This window comes from Pseudarthrobacter sp. NPDC080039, from assembly GCF_040702335.1.
Classification (GTDB): domain Bacteria; phylum Actinomycetota; class Actinomycetes; order Actinomycetales; family Micrococcaceae; genus Arthrobacter; species Arthrobacter enclensis_A.
In genome coordinates, this window is the sequence record NZ_JBFBKY010000002.1 from 52,989 (window position 1) to 75,237 (window position 22,249).

Sequence of the window (22,249 nt, forward strand, 5' to 3'; positions counted from 1 at the left end):
AATATTCTTTCGACGTGGTATTGAGCGGAGGTCTAGCTTGTTCTGGTGAGCACTCAGACAAGCACCCCGTCCCCCGCAGGGAAGACCGGATTCCAGCTGCCCAAGTGGGCGGGCTCCTTCGGCTTCCAGATCATCGCCGCCCTCATCGTGGGCCTTGGCCTCGGCCTGCTGGCGAAGTACACCGGCAGCACCAAGGCGAACCCCAACGCGCTCGGCGCCACGCTGCAGACCATTGGTTCCAGCTACGTGTCTTTGCTGCAGACCGCGGTCGTGCCGTTGATCTTCACCGCCGTGGTCAGCTCGATCTCCAACCTGCGCCAGGTATCCAACGCCGCCAGGCTGGCCTGGAACACGCTGCTGTGGTTCGCCATCACTTCCCTGATCGCCGTGCTGATCGGCATGGGCCTGGGCGTGCTGCTGCAGCCCGGCGCCAACACCGGCATCACCGGGGACGCCAAGTACACCGGCAAGTCCGGTGACTGGTGGGCATTCCTCGTGGGGCTCTTCCCCAAGAACTTCCTCGGCCTGGGTGCAAGCTCCACCGTCGGCGACGCCGGCGCCGTCACCACCTCCATCAGCTTCAACGTCCTGCAGATTCTGGTCATCGCCATCGCCGTGGGCGTCGCCGCACTCAAGGTCGGCAAGGCCGCGGAGCCCTTCCTGAACCTTAACGCCTCAGCCCTCGCTGTAATCCAGAAGGTCCTCTGGTGGATCATCCGCATCGCACCGCTGGGCACCGTCGGCCTGATCGGCAACGCCGTCGCCGTCTACGGATGGGACACCATCGGCTCGCTTGGCAAGTTCACCGTGGCCATCTACGCCGGCCTGGCCCTGGTGCTGTTCGTGGTCTACCCCGTCCTGGTCCGCAGCCATGGCCTGTCCATCAAGCAGTACTTCTCCGGCGTTTGGCCTGCCGTCCAGCTCGCCTTCGTATCCCGCTCCTCCGTGGGAACGCTGCCGCTGACCCAGCGCGTCACCGAGCGCAGCCTGGGCGTCCCCCGCGCCTACGCCTCCTTCGCCGTGCCCCTGGGCGCCACCACCAAGATGGACGGCTGCGCAGCCATCTACCCCGCAGTCTCGGCAATCTTCGTGGCCCAGTTCTTCGGCATCCACCTGGACTTCAGCCAGTACCTGCTGATCGCGCTGGTCTCCGTCCTCGGTTCCGCGGCAACCGCCGGCACCACCGGCGCCGTGGTGATGCTCACCCTGACGCTCTCCACGCTGGGATTGCCGCTGGCCGGCGTCGGACTCCTGCTGGCCATTGATCCGATCCTGGACATGGGCCGCACCGCAGTGAACGTTGCGGGCCAGGCAGTTGTCCCCACCATCGTGGCCAAGCGCCAGGGCATCCTGGATGAGTCGCTGTACAACGCCCCCCGCAACGGCACCCCCTTCGTCGAGGAGGAAGCTGTGATCGGCGAAAACGCCACCGACGGCACCACAGCCGACACCGCACCCCGCGAACTGCAGGATGCAAAGGCGTAACACCCAAATAACCAAAAGAACGTCCCCGGGAAGTCTTCCCCGGGGACGTTCTTTGTTAAGGACGGCCGGCGGCTACACCGCAGACGCCAGCTGCCTGGTTAGCGGCCGCCGCCGCCCCCGATAACGCCGTTCTGGACGGCCTTGGTCACGGCGTCGGCCTCCGCCTGCGTCAGCTTTCCGTCGGTGACGGCCTTGTCCAGGCGCGTCTTCAGTGCTGCTGCCCGCTCAGCCTGCTCCTCGCTGCGGATCTCCTGCAGCGCTGCCGTTACCTTGGCTTCATCAATACCCAGCGACTGGGCAAGCGATTTAGCCAGGGCCGCTTCACGGGCGGCGGGGTCCGGCTTCTGGCCCTCAGCGGGCGGAGTGGTGGGCTTGTTGGCGTCACGGAAGGACTTCAGGGCGTCGGCAACCTTGGCCTCGTCCACGCCGAGCTTCGCTGCCAGCGCCGACGCCTGCTCCATGCCCTGGCCGCCGCGGGCGCCGTGCCTGCCCATGTGCTCCTGGCCGGTTCCGGTGCTTCCGTCGGCTGAAGCGCTCGAGCTCGCACTCGGCGTGGGCGTTGTGGTGGTGGCCGAGGCCATGCCGGCAACGCCGATTCCGGCACCAAGCGCCAGCGCGGCGGCTGACAAACCCAGGGTCATCTTCTTCGTGCGTGTCATCTTTTGTCTCCTGATTCGCCGCCTTGGGGACGGCTGCTCGTGTTGTGCCTCTTGGCGAGACATAACAAGCTTCTCCGCCGATGTTCAGGAAAGGCTGTTGTGAACCTTTCGTTCACCTGTGAATGCAGGTTGCATAGAGTGCAAACTTGCACATAGTGTAAGCGCGTGAGCACACTCGATTCTCCTGCTGATGCCGGCCCCGCGCCTTCCCGGCGGGAGCTGAACAAGGCCGCCACCCGGCAGGCCATCACTGATGCAGCCCTGGCCCTCCTGCGCGGCAAGGGCCCGGGCAACTTCACGGTGGAGGACATTGCCGAGGCAGCGGGCATTTCCCGCCGCACGTTCTTTAATTACTTCGGCAGCACCGACGCGGCCCTGGCCTCAATCGTCCATGGATTCCTGGACAACGCCATCCAGCAGCTGCGCCTCAGGCCGGCGGACGAACCTTTGCTCGAATCCGCCCAGGCCGCCCTCGTGGCCCTCGCCGATCCCAAGGCCGTGGCACCGCTCGCTGAACTGTTCTCGCTGACCCAGCAGAGCCCCCTCATGGCCCACCCCGAACTCGAGGCCTGGGATCACTGCCGCGCGCAGGTGTTCATGGTTGCCCGCGAGCGCCTGGCCGGAACCCCCAGCGAGGAGGATGAGCTGTACGTCCACGCCCTGGCCGGCTCCGTCATCTCCTGCGGAAAGGCCGCCATGGAGGTCTGGTTCAACCGCCGCGGCCCGGACCTTTCGCCCGCTTCCCTGGCCGAGCTACGGCAACTGCTTATCGACGCCATGGCCCTGCTGGGCACCGGCTTCACCACCCCTGCACCATCCACGTCCCGCTCCTCCTGACCAGATCGGTATTCCGCATGGCACTCCTCCTCTACCGCCTCGGCAAGTTCTCCTACCGCCGGCGCTGGCTTGTCATCTCACTGTGGCTTGCCGTGCTGGTGGCCGTGGGCGGCTCGGCCGCAGCCTTCCACGGCACCCTCTCCAACAACTTCCAGATTCCGGGCACCGAAACGCAGCGGATCGCGGACAAGCTCAAGCAGGAGCTGCCCTCCGCCTCCGGCGGCAGCGCCACCATCGTCTTCGAAGCGCCCGACGGCGGTTTCACGGCCCAGAGCCGGGCGGCCGTGACGGACGCACTCAAAAAACTCCAGACCCTCCCGGACGTCCGCGGCACAGTGGATCCGTTCGCCACCCAGGCCCAGGTGGACCAGGCAGGCAAGGCCATCACCGATGGCGAACAGCAGCTGGCCGCGGGCCAGGCCCAGCTGGACGCCTCCCGCGCCCAGCTGGAAGCCGGCAAGGCCCAGCTGGCGGCCGCCGAGCAGCAGCTCACCGCTGCCGGCGCCCCGGCCGCGGTGATCGAGGCCCAGCTGGGCCAGCAGAAGGCAGCCCTGGCACAGGGCCAGGCAAAGCTCGACGCCGGCGCCAAGGAACTGGAGGCGAATAAGGCCAAGCTGGAACTTGGCAAACGCCAGGCCCAGGCAGCATCAGCCATCCGCTTCGTTTCAGAAGACAACAAGGCAGCCGTGGCGCAGGTGCAGTTCAACACCTCCATCAACGGCCTGGCTCCTTCCGTTCGCAAGCAGGTGCAGGAGATCGCCCATGAAACCTCCTCGGCAGGTGTCACGGCACTGGCCAGCAAGGAAATCACCGAGGACATCTCCGCCCTGTTCGGCACCGCCGAGATCGTTGGCATCGCCGTAGCAGCCCTGGTGCTCATCCTCATGCTGGGGACCCTGGTGGCGGCAGGACTGCCGCTGCTCATGGCCATCATGGGCGTCGGCGTGGGAGTGGGCATCACCTTCGCACTCTCCGGCCTGTTCGACATGAGCTCCATCTCCCCCATGCTGGCCCTCATGCTCGGCCTTGCCGTGGGCATCGACTACTCGTTGTTCATCGTCAACCGGCACCGGACCCAGCTCCTGGCCGGCATGGACCCCGAAGAGTCCGTGGCCAGGGCCAACGGCACGTCCGGCAACGCCGTGGTCTTCGCGGGCCTCACCGTGATCATCGCCCTGGCCGCCCTGGTGGTTCCTGGCCTTCCGTTCCTCACGGTCATGGGTCTCGCTGCGGCGGGAACAGTGGCGGTGGCAGTCCTTGTCGCCATCACCCTGACCCCCGCCATGCTGTCCCTCATCGGGCGCCGCATCATCTCCAAACGTGCCTGGGCCAAGGCTGACGCGCACAACGCCCAACCGGACCACGAGGCCGCGGACCTTGCCGTTGACCGGGAACGCAGCACCCGGGGCTGGGGCGGCCTGGTCACCAGGCACCCCTGGGTGGCCCTCGTTGCAGGTGTCCTCCTCCTCGGAACCCTGGCCCTGCCGGCCACCCAGCTGCAGCTCGCCCTGCCCGACGGCGGCTCGGAACCGGTGGAGTCCGAGGCATACCAGGCCTACGACCTCACCGCCCGCAGCTTCGGCGAAGGCGTCACCGGTCCCATCGTGGCCGTCGGCGAGTTCCCCGCAGGCCTGGACTCGGCCCAGGCGCAGAAACTGCAGTACGACATTGCGGACAAGCTCCGTGCCGTGGATAACGTCGTGGCCGCCGTCCCGGTTGCCCTTAGCGAAGACCGCCGCACCGCCGTCTTCCAGGTCATCCCCAAGGAGGGCCCGGCCAGCGCCAGCACCGTCAAGGTGGTCTCCGAACTGCGTGGCCTCAACGGTGAAATCAAGGCCGACTATGACGTCACCATGGGCCTGACCGGGCAGACAGCCGGCAACGTGGACGTCTCCACCAAGCTGGGCGACGCCCTGCCGCCCTACCTGGCGATCGTCGTCGGACTTTCCCTGATCCTGCTGCTGCTCGTGTTCCGTTCCATCGTGGTCCCGCTGCTGGCCACGGGCGGATTCCTGCTGTCCCTGTCCGCCGCCTTCGGCGCTGTGGTTGCCGTCTACCAGTGGGGCTGGCTGGGGAACGTCTTCGACGTGGCCAACCCAGGGGCGGTGCTGAGCTTCCTTCCGATCATCCTGATCGGCGTGCTGTTCGGGCTGGCCATGGACTACCAGGTGTTCATTGCGTCGGGCATGCGCGAGGCCTACATGCACGGTTCGCCGGCCAAGGAAGCTGTGCGGGTGGGATTCCGGCACGCAGCCGCCGTGGTCACCGCAGCCGCGATCATCATGGTCAGCGTGTTCTCCGGCTTCATCTTCAGCCACCTCACCATGGTCCGGCCGCTGGGCTTTGCGATGGCCTTCGGCGTGCTGTTCGACGCGTTCGTGGTCCGCATGACCATCGTGCCCGCCGTGATGTACCTGCTGGGCGCCAAGTCGTGGTGGCTGCCGCGGTGGCTGGACCGGTTCCTGCCGGACGTGGACGTGGAGGGCGCCAAGCTCAACCGCGGCCAGGCCGCAACCGCTCCGGGCGAGCTGGTCCACTAGGCTGAAGCCGTGCTGCATCTGATTCTCGCCTCCCAGTCCCCCGCCCGCACCAAGCTCCTGGCGGAAGCCGGCATCCGGCACACCGTGCTGGTGTCCGACGTCGACGAGGAAGCCGTCCAGGCGAAGTACGGCGTCACCGACCCGCACGACACCGCGCTGCTGCTGGCCAGGGCCAAGGCGGAGGCCGTTGCGTCGTTGCCGGAAGCCGAAGGCGCCCTGGTGCTGGGCTGCGACTCCGTCTTCGAGTTCGACGGCGAGGCGCACGGCAAGCCGTACACCGCCGAGGTGGCCCGCGAACGCATGCTCCGGATGAGCGGCAGCGCCGGGGTGCTGCACACAGGGCACTGGCTGGTGGACTGCAGGGACACGGACGACGACGGCGGCGCCGGCCGCGGCTCGGGCGCCACGCTGGGGGCGGTGGCCTCCGCCGAGGTTTCCTTCCAGGACATGGATCCCGAAGAGATCGACGCCTACATCGCCACGGGCGAGCCGCTGCACTGCGCGGGCTCCTTCACCATCGACGGCCTCGGCGGGGCCTTCATCCGGAAGGTCGACGGCGACCCGCACGCCGTCGTCGGCCTTTCCGTCTCCACACTCAGGGGCCTGCTCGCTGCCGCCAGCGTGCGCATCACGGACCTCTGGCCGCCGCGGTAAAGCACTTCATTTACGGCCCTCCTTGTAGCTTCCCTACAAAGGAGGGCCGCTTTACACGCGGATTCCGCAAGTAATATCGGCGGAACCCTCAAAACCGCGCTAGGCTCCCTGAAGGAAAGAAGGAGACGCCTTGTCAGCAAATTTGGAGCATTCCGCAGGAACCACGCAGCCGAGCCTCACAAAGGTGCTGATCGCCAACCGCGGCGAAATCGCCGTGCGGATCATCCGGGCGGCCCGGGATGAGGGCCTTGCCTCCGTGGCTGTCTATGCAGACCCGGACCGTGACGCACTGCACGTCCGGCTCGCTGACGAGGCGTACGCCCTGGGCGGCACCACCGCGGCCGAGTCCTACCTGGTCATGGACAAGATCATCGACGCCGCGCGCCAGTCCGGCGCCGACGCCATCCACCCCGGCTACGGCTTCCTCGCCGAGAACGCCGAGTTCGCCGCCCGCGTGATCGAGGCCGGGATCACCTGGATCGGCCCCTCCCCCGAAGCTATCTCCGCCCTGGGCGACAAGGTCCAGGCCCGGCACATCGCGGAAAAGGTGGGCGCTCCGCTGGTGCCCGGCACCGCCGACCCCGTCGAATCCGCCAGCGAGGTCCTGGATTTCGTCGACCAGTACGGGCTTCCGGTGGCCATCAAGGCCGCCTTCGGCGGCGGCGGGCGCGGCATCAAGGTGGCCCGCACCCGGGAAGAGATCCCGGAGCTTTACGAATCGGCCGTGCGTGAGGCCACTGCCGCCTTCGGCCGCGGCGAATGCTTCATCGAACGCTTCCTGGACGCCCCGCGCCACGTGGAAACCCAGTGCCTGGCAGACGCCCACGGCAACGTGGTGGTGGTGTCCACCCGTGACTGCTCGCTCCAGCGGCGCAACCAGAAGCTCGTGGAGGAGGCCCCGGCACCATTCCTCACCGAGGACCAGAACCGCCGGCTGTACGAATCCTCCAAGGCCATCCTGAAGGAGGCCGGCTACCTCGGTGCCGGTACCTGCGAATTCCTGGTGGGCCAGGACGGGACCATCTCCTTCCTTGAGGTCAACACCCGCCTGCAGGTGGAGCACTGTGTCTCCGAGGAAGTCACCGGCATCGACCTGGTCCGCGAACAGTTCCGGCTGGCACGCGGCGAGGAACTGGGCTACGGCGACCCCGAAGTGCGCGGGCACTCCATCGAATTCCGTATCACCGGCGAGGACCCGGGCCGGAACTTCCTGCCCGCCCCCGGCACGCTCCGCGTCCTGAAGAACCCCACAGGCCCCGGCGTGCGCGTGGACTCCGGCGTGGAGCAGGGCGACGTGATCAGCGGGAACTTCGACTCCATGCTCTCCAAGCTCATCATCACCGGTGCCAGCCGGCCGCAGGCCCTGCAGCGCGCGCGCCGCGCACTCGAGGAAATGGTGGTGGAGGGCATCCCCACCGTCATCCCGTTCGACCTCGCAGTGGTCTCCGACCCCGCGTTCGCGCCCGCCGAAGGCCCGTTCAAGGTCCACACCCGCTGGATCGAAACCGAATTCACCAACAACCTTCCCGCGTGGACTCCGGAGGGCACCGCAGATGCCGACGGTACGGCCGGGGACCGCCAGCGCGTGGTGGTTGAAGTGGGCGGCAAGCGCCTTGAAGTGGTTCTCCCCGCGTCCCTGGGCACTCCCGGCGCCGCAGCCGCCGGCAAGCCGGCCAAGTCCAAGAAGCGCTCCCGTTCGGCCGGCCCCGCCGCCGCCACCGGCAACGCACTCACCTCCCCCATGCAGGGAACCATCGTCAAGGTGGCCGTTTCCCACGGCGATGTGGTGACCGAAGGTGACCTTGTAGTTGTCCTGGAAGCCATGAAGATGGAGCAGCCACTCACAGCACACCGTTCCGGCACCATCACCGGACTGACAGCAACCGCGGGCGAAACGGTGTCCGCAGGCGCCATCATCGCCACCATCGAAGACTAGAAAGCGGCCGCCCAGCCATGCTCGCACCAAGCTTCCAGGAAGAAGTGGACCGCTACCACCAGGCGGTCCCCGAGATCACCCGGGGCAACCCGGCACCCATCAAGGATCTGTACTCAAGGCTCGATGACGTCACCCTTGCCAATCCGTTCGGCGGCATTGCCCGCGGCTGGGCGCAGGTGGAAGCCCGGCTGGACCAGGCCGCCCGGCAGTTCCGGGACGGCGAAATGCTGGGCTTCGATACCGTGGTCTCCTACACCGCCCGTGACACCGCCTACCTGGTGGAGACCGAACACTTCCGGGCACGGCTGGACCAGGCGGCTGCCACCGAGGAGTTCGCGCTCCGCGTGACCAGCATCTTCCGGCGCGAGGAAGGCTACTGGAAGCTGGTGCACCGCCACGCGGACCCGGCGGCCCGCCCACAGTCCCGCCGGTCGCTGATGCAGCCGCCTGCCTAGACCGTTCCCTGCCGCCTGGCTCCGGGCCCGCCTGCCGCGTGCTGGCGGGCAGCTGCGCCAGGAGGCAGACTTAGCTCATGTTGCCTTTCCTGCTCCTGGCCTCCCGGGCGGAGGATGCCGCCGCCGAGGACGAGTACGCCGCGTACCTGAGGTATGGCGGACTGGACGAGCGGGAGCTGCACCGGGTCCGGCTCGAAGCCGCGCCCCTGCCGGCCCTGGACCTGTCACGGTACTCCGGCGTGATCGTGGGGGGCAGCCCGTTCACCTCCAGCGACCCGCCGGAGCATAAGAGCCCGGTCCAGCACCGGGTGGAACGCGAGTTGTCCGCCCTCCTGGACCAGCTGGTTGCCCTCGACTTCCCGTTCCTGGGGGCCTGCTACGGGGTGGGCACGCTCGGCAGCCACCAGGGCGCCGTAATTGACCGCACCTATGGCGAGCCGCTGGGCGCGGTGGAGGTGGAACTGACCGAAGAAGGACTGCAGGACCCCATCCTGCAGGGGATGCCACAGGCCTTCACGGCGTTGACCGGACACAAGGAGGCCGTGAGGTTGCTGCCCAGGCACGCGGTGCTGCTGGCCAGCTCCGCCACTTGCCCCGTCCACATGTTCCGCATCAGGACAAACCTGTACGCCACCCAGTTCCACCCGGAGCTGGACACTGCCGGCCTGGTGACGCGCATCGACATCTACCGGCACGCCGGGTACTTTCCGCCCGAGTCCGCCGAGGAACTGATGGCCAACGCCCGCAGATTCACGGTCACCGAACCGATGACGGTGCTGAAGAACTTCGTGGCCCGCTACTCCCGCTGAACACAAGAATGCCCGGCAGACCACCAGGGTCCGCCGGGCATTTTCCAGGGGTGTCAGGCCACGTTGTTCTCGTAGTCGACGTCGCGGGTTTCGCGGGTGAGGAACAGCGCGATCAGGGTCAGCACGGCCATGGCAGTCAGGTAGACACCCACCAGGAAGGGGCTTCCCTTTGCCTGCTCCCACAGGGCCACGGCGATGAACGGGGCCACCGCGGCACCCAGGATGCTGGAGAAGTTGTAGCTGATGGCCGAACCGGTGTAGCGGACGTTCGTGGGGAACAGTTCCGGCAGCAGCGCTCCCATGGGCCCGAAAGTGAGGCCCATGAGCGAGAACCCGAGGATCAGCAGGCCCATCGTGCCCACGAAGCCGCCGCTGAACAGCGGGACAAACAGCAGGCCGAAGACGAAGATGCCGGCGGTGACAGCGATCAGCATCTTGCGGCGGCCGTATTTCTCGGCCAGGGGCCCGGAGACCAGGGTGAAGATGCCGAAGAAGACGACGCCGGCGATCAGCATCCAGAGGAAGTCGTTGCGGCTGTAGCCCAGGCCGGGAACGAACGCGGCAGCAGCGGCCTCGGACATGGGCTTCCCTGCCTTTTCGGCTGCCGCCTTGGCGCCTTCCAGGGTGGGCTTGGTGCCGTAGGTCAGCGTGAACGTGGTCATCAGGTAGAAGAGCACATAGGTGGCCAGCATGATGAAGGTGCCCAGGATCAGCTGGCGCCAGCTGGTCCTGAAGACGCGGCCCAGCGGAAGCTTTGCCACCTCGTTGGATTCCACCACCTTGGTGAAGGCGGGCGTTTCGATCAGTTTGAGCCGGACGTAGAGCCCCAGGATGACCATGACGGCGCTAAGCAGGAACGGCACGCGCCAGCCCCATGCCGCGAAGGCCTCGGGCGTCAGGGTGTAGCTGGCCACAAGGAAGATGACGTTGGCGATGATGAAGCCGATCGGGGCACCCAGCTGGGGGAAGGTGCCGTAGATGGCGCGCTTGTTGGCCGGGGCGTTCTCCGTGGCCAGCAGCGCGGCGCCGCTCCATTCACCGCCGAGCGCCAGGCCCTGGGCGAAGCGCAGGACCACCAGCAGCGCCGGGGCCCAGAACTCCCAGCCCGGCACCAGCGCCGTGGGCAGGCAGCCGATCAGGAATGTTGCTATACCCATGGTCAGCAGCGACGCCACCAGCGTGCCCTTGCGGCCGAACTTGTCGCCGAAGTGCCCGAAGACGATGGAGCCGAGGGGGCGGGCGATGAAGGCCACGCCGAAGACGGCAAACGAGCTCAGCAGCTGCGTGGTTTCGTTGGCGCTGGGGAAGAAGAGCTTCGGGAAGACGAGCACTGCGGCTGTGGCGTAGACGTAGAAGTCGTAGAACTCCACTGTGGTGCCGATCAGGCTGGCCACGATGACCCGGCCGCGGGAATTCACCGGCTGCTGTGCACCAGGCAGCGCGGTGGTATCGGTGGATGACATAGGTAAACGCTTTCGTGAGACCGGCCGGGCACAGGGGAAGCCTGCCTCCCGGCGCGAGTAGTTAGAGTTCGATCTTACTTCGCCACGTCCAGTCAATGGACGAAACGTCCACTATCCGGACCTGTGTTGCGTATCTCATTTTCTGGTCCGTGAGGGTGGCCTCACGCGGCCGGAAGTGGGCGGATAGGCAAAAGTCACAGCTCGTTAACAAACATCGACGGTCCGCGAAACGCGCCGTCCCTACCTTGGGAGGAACATCATCCCCTTGAAGGAGGTAACCCGTGACTGTTGACCGCACCGTCGAGGCCGCCGTGCAGCCCGGCCCCGCCCGCACCACAGACACCCCTGTCCTTGACTTCCGCCCCGGCCGATGGATTGCCAACTGGGACGCCGAGAACAAGGAACAGTGGGAGTCGGCCGGCCGCGCCATCGCACGGCGGAACCTGAACTGGTCCATCTTCGCCGAGTTCCTCGGCTTCGTGGTGTGGCAGCTCTGGTCCATTGTGGTGGTCCAGCTGCCGGCCGCCGGCTTTACGTTCTCCACCTCCGAAATCTTCTGGCTCATCTCCATGCCCAGCCTGGTCGGGGCAACGCTCCGCATCCCCTACACCTTCATGGTTCCCCGCTTCGGCGGCCGCAACTGGACGGTCGTCTCCGCCCTGCTGCTCCTGATCCCTTCCACCGGGCTGGCCCTCTGCGTCTCCAACCCCGGGACGCCGTTCGGCGTAATGCTCCTGGTGGCAGCCCTGGCGGGCTTCGGCGGCGGCAACTTTGCCAGCTCGATGGCCAACATCACCTTCTTCTACCCGGCCAGGGAGAAGGGCTGGGCGCTGGGACTGAACGCCGCCGGGGGTAACCTGGGCGCCGCCGTCGCGCAGCTTGCCGTTCCCATAGTGGTCACCCTGCTGGCCGCCGGTACGGTGAACCTTCCCATGGCCGGATGGATGTGGGTTCCATTCATCCTGATTGCCGCGTTCGGCGCCTTCAAGTACATGAACAACCTCACGAGCGCCAAGGGGGACGTGGCCGGCTCAGTGGCGGCGCTCAAGGAGCCGCACCTGTGGATCATGGCGCTGCTGTACATCGGCACCTTTGGCTCGTTCATTGGCTTCGCGGGGGTCTTCCCCAAGCTGATCAAGGACTACTTCCCCGCGTTCTCCTCCATCTCTGTGGGGACCGTGGCACTGTCCCTGGCATTCCTCGGCCCGCTGGTGGGCTCCCTGGCACGCCCGTACGGCGGCCGCATGGCGGACCGCATGGGCGGGGCCAGGATGACAGTCTCCGCATTCGGGGCCATGGCCGTGATCACGCTGACCATGATCTGGACCCTGCCGTTGAAGAACTTTCCGCTCTTCCTGGTCCTCTTCCTGATGCTCTTCACCGCCAGCGGATTCGGCAACGGCGCAACATACCGGATGATCCCGGTCATCTTCGCCACGTCCAGCCGGGCCGCGCGGAAGGGCGCAGATTCCGTGGCCACCCAGCGCCTGGCGTCCTCGGCGCTCGGCCTGATCTCCGCGATCGGTGCATACGGCGGCTTCGTGATTCCCCAGGTCCTGAATGCCTCCAGCACCGCAAGCGGCTCCTACACCCCGGCCTTCTACGGATTCGTCGGCGCCTACATCCTGATGCTGCTGGTCTGCTGGACCTGCTACATCCGCAAGGCCGGCCGGAACGCGATGGGACACGTCTAACATGCCCAAAAGCGCCGACACGCACTGCCCATATTGCGCGCTGCAGTGCGCCATGACGCTCACTCCCCGCGCGGACCTGGCCCCGGCTTCACAGCCGGGGCCGGGCCCCGCGCCTGTACTTCCTGGAACCAGCCCGGCAGCAGCAGCCGTCCCGGGAGCGCAGGTTGAGGTCCAGGGCCGGGACTTTCCCACGAACCGAGGCGGCCTGTGCCGGAAGGGCTGGACCTCGGCTTCCCTCCTGAACCACGCGGGCCGGATCACCGAACCCCTGCTGAAGGGCGCCGACGGCGTACACCGGCCCATCGGCTGGGACCAGGCCCTGGACCTGGCTGCCAGAGCCGTGAAGGACACCCAGGCCCGCCACGGCGCGGACGCCGTCGGCGTTTTCGGCGGCGGCGGCCTCACCAACGAGAAGGCCTACCAGCTGGGCAAGTTCGCCCGGCTGGCCCTGGGAACTTCCCGCATCGACTACAACGGCAGGTTCTGTATGTCCTCCGCAGCCGCCGCCGGCATGCGCGCCTTCGGCGTGGACCGCGGCCTGCCCTTCCCGCTCGATGCCCTGGATACGGCCAGCGCCATCCTGATGCTCGGATCAAACGTCGCCGAAACCATGCCGCCGTTCGTGCAGCACCTCAAGGGCGCCCGCGACGCCGGCGGACTGATCGTGGTGGATCCGCGCCGGTCCGCCACGGCAGCCTTCACGGCCGACGGCGGCGGGCTCCACCTTCAGCCCCTCCCGGGCACCGACCTCACCCTCCTGCTGGGCCTTTCCCACGTGGTCATCCACGAAAACCTGGCGGACGCCGCCTTTATCCAGGAGCGCACCTCGGGCTACAACGCCGTGGTCCGCAGCGTGAACGCCTTCTGGCCCGAACGCGTCCAGTCCATCACCGGTGTCCCCGCGGAGCTGATCCGCGACACCGCCCGGATACTCGCGGCCGGCGCCCGCAACGGCGGCAGCTACATCCTCACCGGCCGGGGCGTGGAACAGCACGTGGACGGAACCGACACCGCCACTGCCGCCATCAACCTCAGCCTCCTGCTGGGCCTGCCCGGCTCGGCCCGCAGCGGGTACGGCACCCTCACGGGCCAGGGCAACGGCCAAGGCGGCCGTGAACACGGCCAAAAGGCGGACCAGCTGCCCGGGTACCGCAAAATCACGGACCCCGCAGCCCGCGCGCACGTCGCCGCCGTCTGGGGCGTTCCCGAAGACATGATCCCCGGCCCGGGCCTGCCCGCCGTGCAGCTGCTGCAGTCACTCGGAAAGCCCGACGGTGTCCGGTGCCTTTTCGTCCACGCCTCCAACATCGCGGTGGCAGCACCTGACGCCAACGCCGTGATCCAGGGACTGCGGAGCCTGGACTTCCTGGTGGTCTGCGACTTCTTCCTGTCCGAAACCGCCGCGGAGGCGGACCTCATCCTTCCCGTCCTCCAGTGGGCCGAAGAGGACGGCACCCTGACCAACCTGGAGGGACGCGTCCTCCGCCGCCGCCGCGCCATCTCCCCTCCCGCCGGTGCCCGCAGCGAACTGTGGATCATGGCCCGGCTCGCGGAGCGGCTGGACGCACCCTCCACCTACAGCGAGGATCCCGAAACGGTCTTCGAGGAACTGCGGCTCGCCTCCGCCGGCGGACTGGCCGACTACTCCGGCATCGACTACGCCATGCTGGACCGGGGCGAAGCGGCCTACTGGCCCTACCCGGCAGGCAGCACCGGAACCCCGCGACTGTTCCGGGACGGCTTTGCCCACCCCGACGGCAAGGCGGTCCTGGTCCCGGTGGCGCCGCGCCGCCGTCGTACTCCCGAAGGACTGGCAACGGACCCCGCCGGCACACCCATGACCCTCATCACCGGCCGGCTCCTGGAGCATTACCAGTCCGGCGCCCAGACCCGCCGGGTCGCCGAGCTGGTCGCCGCCCAGCCCGAGGCCAGGGCCCAACTCCACCCGGCGGCCGCAGAGGCCCTGGGCATCACGGACGGATCACTGGTGTCCGTCTCCAACGGGCGCGGCGAAGTGCTGTGCCGGGCCGAACTCAGTACGGCCATCCGCCCCGAGACGGTCTTCCTGCCCTTCCACTTCCCCGGCTCCGAAAGCGCCAACCGGCTGACCGAAGCCGCCACGGACCCCGTCTCCGGAATGCCCGAATTCAAATTCAACACGGTATGGGTGCGGCCGGTGCCGGCGCCCGGTTCCGCCCGCCAACTGCAAACGACGGAGGCCTCATGAGCGAGCAGATTGTCATCGTGGGATTCGGCCCGGTGGCCGCCAGGCTGGTGGACGAACTCCTGCCAGCAGTCCGCGGAGGCCACGTCCGGCTCACCGTGGTGGGCGCGGAGGCTGAAGCTGCGTACAACAGGGTCCTGGTCGCCGACCTCGGCGTCGGCCGGACCACCGCGGACGCATTGGCCCTTGCCGATGCCGCAGATCTGGCTGCCCAGGGAGTGGACGTCCGCCTGGGACTCCGGGCCAGGCGCGTCGACAGGGCGCGGCAGCAGGTCCTGCTCTCGGACGGTGCGACGGTCCACTACGACCGCTTGGTGGTTGCCACCGGGTCCCGGCCGGTGATCCCCAACCTCACTGGCATCAATCCGGACCCGTCCTCCCCCGTCCTGCCCGCCGGGGTCACGGCACTGCGCGACCTCCGCGACGCCGCCGTACTCCGGGAGGCGGTGGACGGCGGCAAGCGGGTGGTGGTACTGGGCGGCGGCGTCCTGGGCCTGGAAACCGCGCTGGCGGCAGCCGAGGAAGGCGCCACCGTCACCGTGGTCCACAACGGGCCGCATCCGCTGGGCCGCAGCATCGACCGGGGCGGCGGGGCGGTCCTGGCGGCCGGACTTCGCCGGTGCGGCGTCCGGGTGGCGGGCAACGCCCGCTCCACCGGGGTTGAGCACAACGCGCCCGACGGCGGCTTCTCGGCCTTGCTGCTCGACGACGGCTCCGCGATTGACGGCGACCTCCTGGTCATCTCGTGCGGCGTGCGTCCCCGGACAGAGCTGGCCGAGGGCTGCGGCCTGTCCACCGGCACCGGGATTTTGGTGGACCACCGGCTGCGGGCGCACCACGAACCGCACATCTTCGCCATCGGAGACTGCGCCGAAGTCCGCTGCCCGGATCCGGGCTGCGCCGAATGCCGCAACAGCAAGGGGCCGTCCGGGCTTGTGGGCCCGGGATGGCGGCAGGCCGAATGGCTGGCCGAATATCTCACCCTCCTTGCGGAGGGCTCAGCTGCGGGGGCGGAACTTTTGCCCGCGCTGCCCGCGGAACAGCCCGGCGTCGTGGTACTCAAGGCACGCGGAATGACCATGGCCGTGGCCGGCGACAACTCGGCGGACCCCTGGGACGAAGAAGCCCTCACGGCGGGAGCGGCAGCGGGCAGGCCGCGCCTGCAGGTGGCCCAATGGGCGGATCCGGAACATGGCCGGTACGTCAAGATGACCACGCGCGGAGGCGTGCTCGAAGGCCTTGTAGCCGTGGGCGTGCCGCGGACCGCCGCTGAACTGGTGGGGCTCTTCGAACGCGGCGCCGAGCTGCCGGCCGACCGGTCACTGCTGCTGCGCCTCGACGGGCCGGACCAGCTGCCGGGAGCCTCCGCCGACCCCGCCGGTACCGTATGCCGGTGCGCGGGGGTGAGCGGTGCTGCCATCACGGCAGCGGTGGCCGACGGCTGCTCCACGGTCACGGACGTCTCCAAGGCCACCCGCGCCGGCACCGGCTGCGGCGGATGCCACGAGGACATCAAGGGCCTCATCGAACGGCACTTCCAGGCAGTGGCCGCAGCCTGACTAGAACGCCACGCCCCGTACCAGCGAGATCAGTTGCTCCTTCGTCTGCTCTGCAGTGGGTCCGGCCGGGGAAATCAGGACCTGCGCCAGGAATGTCGCCACGGTCTGCCCCTTGACCGCCTGCACGGACAGGACCGTGATGGGCACGTCTCCGGCCGGTCGAAGTGCCTTGGGCCCTGCGGGTTCGGTGGTCGTGGAGAACGCAGCACTGTCCCCGATGCCATCCACCGGCTCGCCGCCCATGGCCGGGGCACCGAGTGGGGAACCTGAGCTCTTGAGGACTTCGACGCTGAAGATCATGGAGTCGGGCCCGGGTGTCCCCGGTTGGCCAAATGTGTAGCGGCAGCTGACTTCGCCCGGAAGAATCTGCGGTTCCGTTGCCGCCCCGAAGGCCTGCTTGACCTGGGCGGGACTGAAGAGCGCGCAAACGGCATTGTTGGTGGTGGCAGGCGGACCCACCGGCGGAGCGGCAGGGACGTTGAGCTGGCTGCCGTTGCCCCAGCCCGCGTCCGCTGCAGCCTGGGCGAGCGCCTTCGCCATGGCATTGCCGTCGGGGACGGCGCCGCCATCCGTCGGCGGTCCCGTGACATACGGCATTTCGAGGGTTTCGCTGCCCCTGACGGCGGTCAGGACCACGTTGGCTGACGCGCCGCCGGCCTCGCCGCGGAAGTATCCGGTCCACTGCAGGCAGGCGAAGTCACCAATGCCGGTAACCGGCGAACAGTCGGACGTTGCCTTCGCTTTGGCGATGTCAGAGTCGGAAGCGGGCGAGACCAGGGCCACGGACAAGGCGGTCAGGCCCCGTTCCGGCGATTTGCCCGAATAGCTGCACAGGTAGGCCTTGCTTCCCGGTGGCCGGGCCGGGCTGTTCTGGCCCACGGGCACAAGTCCGGGGTCCACCTTGGCCGCGATCCCGGGGGTGATGAGGTCGCAGGCCGGGCTGCCGGTGCCGGATCTGCCCGCTGTTCCGCCTGCTCCGCCCGCGCTGGGAGGCGGTGCTGATGTCGAACCCGGCCCGCCTTGGCCTGCCGGCGGCGAGCACGCGGCCAGGAACAGGGCGAGCACCGCCGTCGTCATCGCTTTCCCAACGCCAGGGCTTTTGTTCGCATGTGCCAGGGTCCGCGCAGCCGTCATGGCATCAGTGTGACGCCCGCGCCACCGAGGGCCACAGAGTCGAAAGTACCGGGGCGTGGGCGGACAATCCCGGAGGGGTCCACCCTCCCACTGCCGCTGCGGACGGCCTTACATATGGACGTGCAGGCGGCGGGCAGCCTCGGAGATGGATCCGGTCAGCGACGGGTATACCGTGAAGGTGCTGGCAACGTCGTCAACGTGCAGCTTCTGCTTGACCGCAATGGAGATGGGGAAGATCAGCTCGGAGGCGTTGGGCCCCACCACCACACCGCCGATCACCGTGCCGGAGCCCTTCCGCGCAAAGATTTTCACGAACCCGTCCTTGGCGTTGCGCATCTTGGCGCGGGCGTTGCTTTTCAGCGAGAGCTTGATGACGTCGGCCTGGTATTTACCGGACTCGATTTCGGCCTCGGACACTCCGACGTTCGCGATTTCGGGCGAGGTGAAGATGTTGGATGCCACCTGGTGGAGCTTGAGCGGGGTGACGCCGTCCCCCATGAAGTGGGCCACGGCGATCCGGCCCTGCATGGCGGCCACGGAGGCCAGCGGCAGGACGCCGGTGCAGTCGCCGGCTGCGTAGATGTTGGGCGCGGTGGTGCGTGAGACGCCGTCCACCTTGATGTGGCCGCTGTCGCTGACGGCCACTCCGGCCTCTTCGAGGCCGATGCCTGCGGTGTTGGGGATGGAGCCCAGGCACAGCAGGCAGTGGCTGCCGGTGACCTTCGTGCCGTCAGAAAGCGTGACCACCACACCGTCGTCCGTGCGTTCCACCGTCTGTGCGCGGGAGCGGGACAGGACGCGGACTCCGCGGCGTTCGAAGACTTCCTCCAAAACCACGGCGGCATCGACATCCGAGCCGGGCAGCACACGGTCGCGGCTGGAGACGAGGGTGACTTTGGAGCCGAGGCCGTTGTAGGCGGAGGCGAATTCGGCGCCGGTCACGCCGGAGCCCACCACGATGAGTTCCTCCGGCAGGTCGTCCAGGTCGTAGATCTGGGTCCAGTTCAGGATCCGTTCCCCGTCCGGGCGCGCCGTCTCCAGTTCCCGGGGGTGTGCGCCCACGGCCAGCAGGATGGTGTCGGCCTCCACTGTCTCCGTCCCATCGGCCGTCAGGACCTCGATGGTGTGGGGGTCCAGGAGGCGGCCGGAGCCGGCGATGATGCGAACGCCGCGCTTCTCCAGGCCGTCACGGATGTCCTGGGACTGCGTGCGCGCCAGGTTGAGGAGCCGGTCATTGATGTGCTTGAGGTCGGCGTGCATCACCGGCACGAAGTCGCCGCCGTCTACGTCGAACTTCACTCCCAGCTCGCCGGCCTCGGCCACCCGGGTCATGAGGTCAGCCGTGGCGATGAGGGTCTTGGAAGGGACTACGTCGGTCAGCACGGCGGAGCCGCCCAGCCCGGCGCGTTCGATAATCGTGACCGTCGCCCCGAGCGAGGCGGCCACCATGGCGGCTTCGTATCCGCCGGGACCACCTCCCAGGATTGCGATCCGTGGGGAACTGAAATCTGGATGCGTAGTCACAGTCATCCATTCTCGCCCATCCACCGCCTGACCACCAAGAAAACAGGGCGTCCCGGGGCCAGCCGTGACAGGGGTAACAGGGGCGGCAGGATAACTTGTACTGGTGAGTACAACAGACTTCCTGAACACGGACCCGTTCGCCGCCGCCCGCGCCGCCGCGGACTACATCGCCGAAGAGACAGGCGTGGACCGCCACGACACGGCCCTGGTCCTGGGCTCCGGCTGGGGCGAAGCCGCCGACCTGGTCGGCGAGACCACCGCCACCTTGTCTGCAGAGGAAGTTCCGGGCTTCCACGCGCCTGCCGTGGAAGGCCATGTGGGCACCATCCGCTCCGTGCTGACCAAGGAGGGCAAACGCGCCCTGGTCCTGGGCGCGCGGACGCACTACTACGAGGGCAAGGGCGTCCGCGCCGTGGTGCACGGCATCCGGACCGCGGCAGCCGCCGGATGCAGCACACTGGTCCTCACCAACGGCTGCGGCGGACTCAACGAGGCCTGGGCCCCCGGCACCCCGGTACTGATCCGGGACCACATCAACCTCACCGCCGCCTCACCGCTGGAAGGCGCCACGTTCGTGGACCTTACGGACCTGTATTCGCCGCGCATCCGTGGGCTGGCCCGCGAAGTCGACCCCACCCTGGACGAAGGCGTGTACGCCCAGTTCCCCGGCCCCCACTACGAGACGCCCGCGGAAGTGCAGTACGCCAAACGGATCGGCGCCGACCTGATCGGAATGTCGACGGCGCTGGAGGCCATCGCCGGGCGGCACGCCGGAATGGAGGTGTTCGGCATCTCATTGGTCACCAACCTTGCCGCCGGCATCAGCCCGCAACCGCTGAGCCACCAGGAGGTCATCGAGTCCGGACAGGCTGCAGGACCACGGATCTCCCGGCTGCTGGCAGACATCATCGCCAAGCTGTAGCAGCCGTGGCCGCCGGTTGCCGCGCGCGGACCGGCAATGACGATAGCGTTATGCCCATGACGACTGCCGATGCTGAACTTCGCCTGCTCGCCGAGGCCCGCGAATGGGCTGCCCAGGACCCGGACCCCGCAACCCGGGAGGCCCTCCTTGAGCTGGTCCGCCTGGTGGACCACGGTGATCCCGGAGCCCGGCAGGAACTGGAAGACAGCTTCCGCGGTACCCTGCAGTTCGGCACCGCCGGCCTGCGCGCTGCCTTGGGTCCCGGTCCCAACCGGATGAACCGGGTAGTGGTGCGCCGCGCAGCCGCAGGTCTCGCCGCCTTCCTGGGGGACGCCGTGGGAAAGGCCGCGCCCGGTACCCGGCCCCGCGCCGTCGTCGGCTATGACGCCCGGCACAACTCGGATGTCTTCGCGTCAGAAACGGCTGCCATCTTCACTGCGGCAGGCATCGAAACCTTCCTCCTCCCGGGCGCCCTGCCCACTCCCGTGCTGGCGTACGCCGTCCGGGCCCTGGGCTGCGACGGCGGCGTCATGGTCACCGCAAGCCACAACCCGCCGCAGGACAACGGGTACAAGGTGTACCTGGGGCGGCATGCCGTGGCGGCGGATGGGGACGGCGCCCAGATCGTAGCGCCCTACGACGCGGAGATTGCCGCGCGGATCGACGCGGTGGGAACACTGGGATCAATAACGCTTGCGGCGGATGGCTGGACCGTCCTGGACGGCTCGCTCGCTGCCGACTACGAACGGGCGACGGCGGCACTCGCCATGCAGGAACGCTTTCCCGCGCGGGACCTGCGCATTGTCCTGACCCCCCTGCACGGCGTCGGCGGCGGGACGGCCGTCGACGTCCTGGCGGCGGCAGGTTTCACAGATGTCACCGTGGTGGCGGAACAGGCCGATCCGGACCCCGATTTCCCCACCGTAAGTTTCCCCAACCCGGAAGAACCGGGCGCGCTGGACCTTGCACTGGAGGCGGCAGCCCGCCTGGATGCGGACCTGGTCATCGCCAACGACCCCGACGCCGACAGGGCTGCCGTGGCCGCCAAGGACCCCGACACCGGCGCATGGCGGATGCTCCGCGGCGACGAGGTGGGGTCACTGCTGGGCGCCCACATGGTGGCCCGGCTCGCCGACGGCGCTGCCACCGGCGCTGATGGGGACAGCCCCGGCGTCTTCGCCAATTCGATCGTTTCCTCGAGGCTGCTGGCCCGCATCGCCGCCGCGGCCGGCTTTGCCCACGAGGAAACGTTGACCGGCTTCAAGTGGATCTCCCGGGTTCCCGGCCTGGTTTACGGCTACGAAGAGGCACTGGGCTATTGCGTGGCGCCGGACCTGGTGAAGGACAAGGACGGCATTTCCGCAGCCGTCCTGATCGCAGAACTCGCGGCCACCGCCAAAGCAGCGGGCAAAACCGTCTTCGACACGCTCGATGAGCTCTACCTCCAGCACGGCCTGCACGCCAGCGACCAGCTCAGCATCAGGGTGGCGGACCTGGGACTGCTGGACGCCATGATGAACCGCCTGCGGGTCTCGCCGCCGGAATCGTTCGGACAATCGGCGGTAGAGGTCTTCACCGACCTGGCCGAGGGCAGCGCCGAGCTGCCGCCCACCGAAGGCCTGCTGTACATCACGCGCAACCTGACCCGCGTCATCATCCGGCCCAGTGGCACGGAGCCGAAGCTCAAGTGCTACCTGGAGGTCATTCAGCAGGTGGAATCCGCCGCGGAACTGCCGGCGGCCCGCCAGGCGGCACGGGCCTCGCTGGACGAAGTCCTGCACGACGTCAGCGAGGCGCTGGGGCTGTAGGAACTGCGGTTTTAACCTCAAAGGGCGCCTGGGCCACGAAAGGCCCGGCGCCCCTTTGGGGTCTAAGTGCTACAGCTCCACCTCAACGAAGCCGTCCGTGATGCGGGTGCTGTACGCCGCCAGCCGAAGGCCGGGCGTAGTGAAGCATTCGCCGGTTTGAAGGTCGTAGAGCTCCTTGTGCAGCGGCGAGGCGATAGTGGGGCGGTTCCCCTTCGAACCGAGGATGCCACGGGCCATGACGTGGGCCCCGGTGGCCGGATCCTCGTGGGCCACAGCGAAAACTTCGGCCGGGGCGGTGCGGAACAGGGCCACCTGGCGGCCTGCCACCAAGGCAGCCTCTCCCCAGGCAGGCTCCAGGTCGTCAACCGCGCAGACGCGGTACCAGCCGGTCTCGAATCCAGCGAGGTCTGATTCGGCGGCGAGCGCCCCAAGTTCCAGTGTTGCCGTCATGTCCGGCTCCTTTCCCTGTGCCTGTTGTCCTTTGCAGTGGCCGCTTCTGCAACCGTGTTCCACGCTAGGGTCCGGGTGTTTCAACCGGGTGCGGGC

17 protein-coding genes are annotated in these 22,249 nt (G+C 68.0%); 12 read left to right on the plus strand and 5 right to left on the minus strand.

Annotated elements, in window-relative coordinates:
- Positions 1 to 45 precede the first annotated feature (45 nt).
- The gene (locus tag AB0313_RS02215) at positions 46 to 1,485 is read left to right on the plus strand and encodes a dicarboxylate/amino acid:cation symporter (RefSeq protein ID WP_366303313.1); all 1,440 of its coding nucleotides are present in this window, start codon (positions 46 to 48) and stop codon (positions 1,483 to 1,485) included.
- 98 nt (positions 1,486 to 1,583) lie between these two features.
- Here AB0313_RS02215 and AB0313_RS02220 read toward each other — a convergent pair whose 3' ends face one another.
- Positions 1,584 to 2,144, minus strand: coding sequence for a hypothetical protein (locus AB0313_RS02220; RefSeq protein WP_366303315.1), 561 nt, complete (start codon positions 2,142 to 2,144; stop codon positions 1,584 to 1,586).
- A 165-nt stretch (positions 2,145 to 2,309) separates the two neighbouring features.
- Here AB0313_RS02220 and AB0313_RS02225 point away from each other — a divergent pair, with 165 nt between their 5' ends.
- The 6 genes from AB0313_RS02225 to AB0313_RS02250 all read left to right on the plus strand — a co-directional run bounded on the left by AB0313_RS02225 (position 2,310) and on the right by AB0313_RS02250 (position 9,375).
- Positions 2,310 to 2,981 (plus strand): TetR/AcrR family transcriptional regulator, encoded by a 672-nt coding sequence (locus AB0313_RS02225; protein ID WP_366303317.1) that lies wholly within the window; start codon positions 2,310 to 2,312, stop codon positions 2,979 to 2,981.
- Positions 2,982 to 2,998: 17 nt separating this feature from the next.
- The gene (locus tag AB0313_RS02230; protein ID WP_366303319.1) at positions 2,999 to 5,521 is read left to right on the plus strand and encodes an MMPL family transporter; all 2,523 of its coding nucleotides are present in this window, start codon (positions 2,999 to 3,001) and stop codon (positions 5,519 to 5,521) included.
- A gap of 9 nt (positions 5,522 to 5,530) precedes the next feature.
- Positions 5,531 to 6,175, plus strand: coding sequence for a nucleoside triphosphate pyrophosphatase (locus AB0313_RS02235; RefSeq protein ID WP_141940649.1), 645 nt, complete (start codon positions 5,531 to 5,533; stop codon positions 6,173 to 6,175).
- A gap of 142 nt (positions 6,176 to 6,317) precedes the next feature.
- Complete coding sequence (locus AB0313_RS02240) at positions 6,318 to 8,111, plus strand: biotin carboxylase N-terminal domain-containing protein (protein ID WP_366303751.1); 1,794 nt, start codon at positions 6,318 to 6,320, stop codon at positions 8,109 to 8,111.
- Positions 8,112 to 8,128: 17 nt separating this feature from the next.
- On the plus strand, positions 8,129 to 8,566 hold the full coding sequence (locus AB0313_RS02245) for a nuclear transport factor 2 family protein (protein ID WP_141940647.1): 438 nt from the start codon (positions 8,129 to 8,131) through the stop codon (positions 8,564 to 8,566).
- Between the two features lie 77 nt (positions 8,567 to 8,643).
- Entirely contained in the window at positions 8,644 to 9,375 is a 732-nt protein-coding gene (locus tag AB0313_RS02250; protein ID WP_141940646.1) for a glutamine amidotransferase, read from the plus strand.
- A gap of 53 nt (positions 9,376 to 9,428) precedes the next feature.
- Here the strand turns inward: AB0313_RS02250 and AB0313_RS02255 are convergent, their stop codons facing one another.
- Positions 9,429 to 10,838 (minus strand): MFS transporter, encoded by a 1,410-nt coding sequence (locus AB0313_RS02255; protein ID WP_307303416.1) that lies wholly within the window; start codon positions 10,836 to 10,838, stop codon positions 9,429 to 9,431.
- Positions 10,839 to 11,119: 281 nt separating this feature from the next.
- Here AB0313_RS02255 and AB0313_RS02260 point away from each other — a divergent pair, with 281 nt between their 5' ends.
- From AB0313_RS02260 to AB0313_RS02270, 3 genes are read left to right on the plus strand one after another with little or no spacing between them, the layout of a single operon-like run.
- A complete protein-coding gene (locus AB0313_RS02260; protein ID WP_366303322.1) occupies positions 11,120 to 12,532 on the plus strand; it encodes an MFS transporter in 1,413 nt (470 codons plus the stop codon).
- Position 12,533: 1 nt separating this feature from the next.
- Positions 12,534 to 14,759 (plus strand): molybdopterin oxidoreductase family protein, encoded by a 2,226-nt coding sequence (locus AB0313_RS02265; RefSeq protein ID WP_366303324.1) that lies wholly within the window; start codon positions 12,534 to 12,536, stop codon positions 14,757 to 14,759.
- Positions 14,756 to 16,315: an FAD-dependent oxidoreductase gene (locus tag AB0313_RS02270; protein ID WP_307303409.1), complete on the plus strand. Its 1,560-nt coding sequence runs from the start codon at positions 14,756 to 14,758 to the stop codon at positions 16,313 to 16,315. The genes AB0313_RS02265 and AB0313_RS02270 overlap by 4 nt, the downstream gene beginning before the upstream one ends.
- Here the strand turns inward: AB0313_RS02270 and AB0313_RS02275 are convergent, their stop codons facing one another.
- Both AB0313_RS02275 and AB0313_RS02280 read right to left on the minus strand, forming a co-directional pair.
- Positions 16,316 to 17,392, minus strand: coding sequence for a hypothetical protein (locus AB0313_RS02275; protein ID WP_366303326.1), 1,077 nt, complete (start codon positions 17,390 to 17,392; stop codon positions 16,316 to 16,318).
- Positions 17,393 to 17,557: 165 nt separating this feature from the next.
- Complete coding sequence (locus AB0313_RS02280) at positions 17,558 to 18,973, minus strand: NAD(P)H-quinone dehydrogenase (RefSeq protein ID WP_141940641.1); 1,416 nt, start codon at positions 18,971 to 18,973, stop codon at positions 17,558 to 17,560.
- Positions 18,974 to 19,076: 103 nt separating this feature from the next.
- Between AB0313_RS02280 and AB0313_RS02285 the strand changes: the two genes are divergently transcribed.
- Together AB0313_RS02285 and AB0313_RS02290 are read left to right on the plus strand one after the other, a co-directional pair.
- A complete protein-coding gene (locus AB0313_RS02285) occupies positions 19,077 to 19,895 on the plus strand; it encodes a purine-nucleoside phosphorylase (protein WP_141940640.1) in 819 nt (272 codons plus the stop codon).
- Positions 19,896 to 19,951: 56 nt separating this feature from the next.
- Entirely contained in the window at positions 19,952 to 21,703 is a 1,752-nt protein-coding gene (locus AB0313_RS02290; protein WP_366303329.1) for a phospho-sugar mutase, read from the plus strand.
- 69 nt (positions 21,704 to 21,772) lie between these two features.
- Here AB0313_RS02290 and nirD read toward each other — a convergent pair whose 3' ends face one another.
- A complete protein-coding gene (gene nirD, locus AB0313_RS02295) occupies positions 21,773 to 22,153 on the minus strand; it encodes a nitrite reductase small subunit NirD (protein ID WP_141940638.1) in 381 nt (126 codons plus the stop codon).
- Between the last annotated feature and the right edge of the window lie 96 nt (positions 22,154 to 22,249).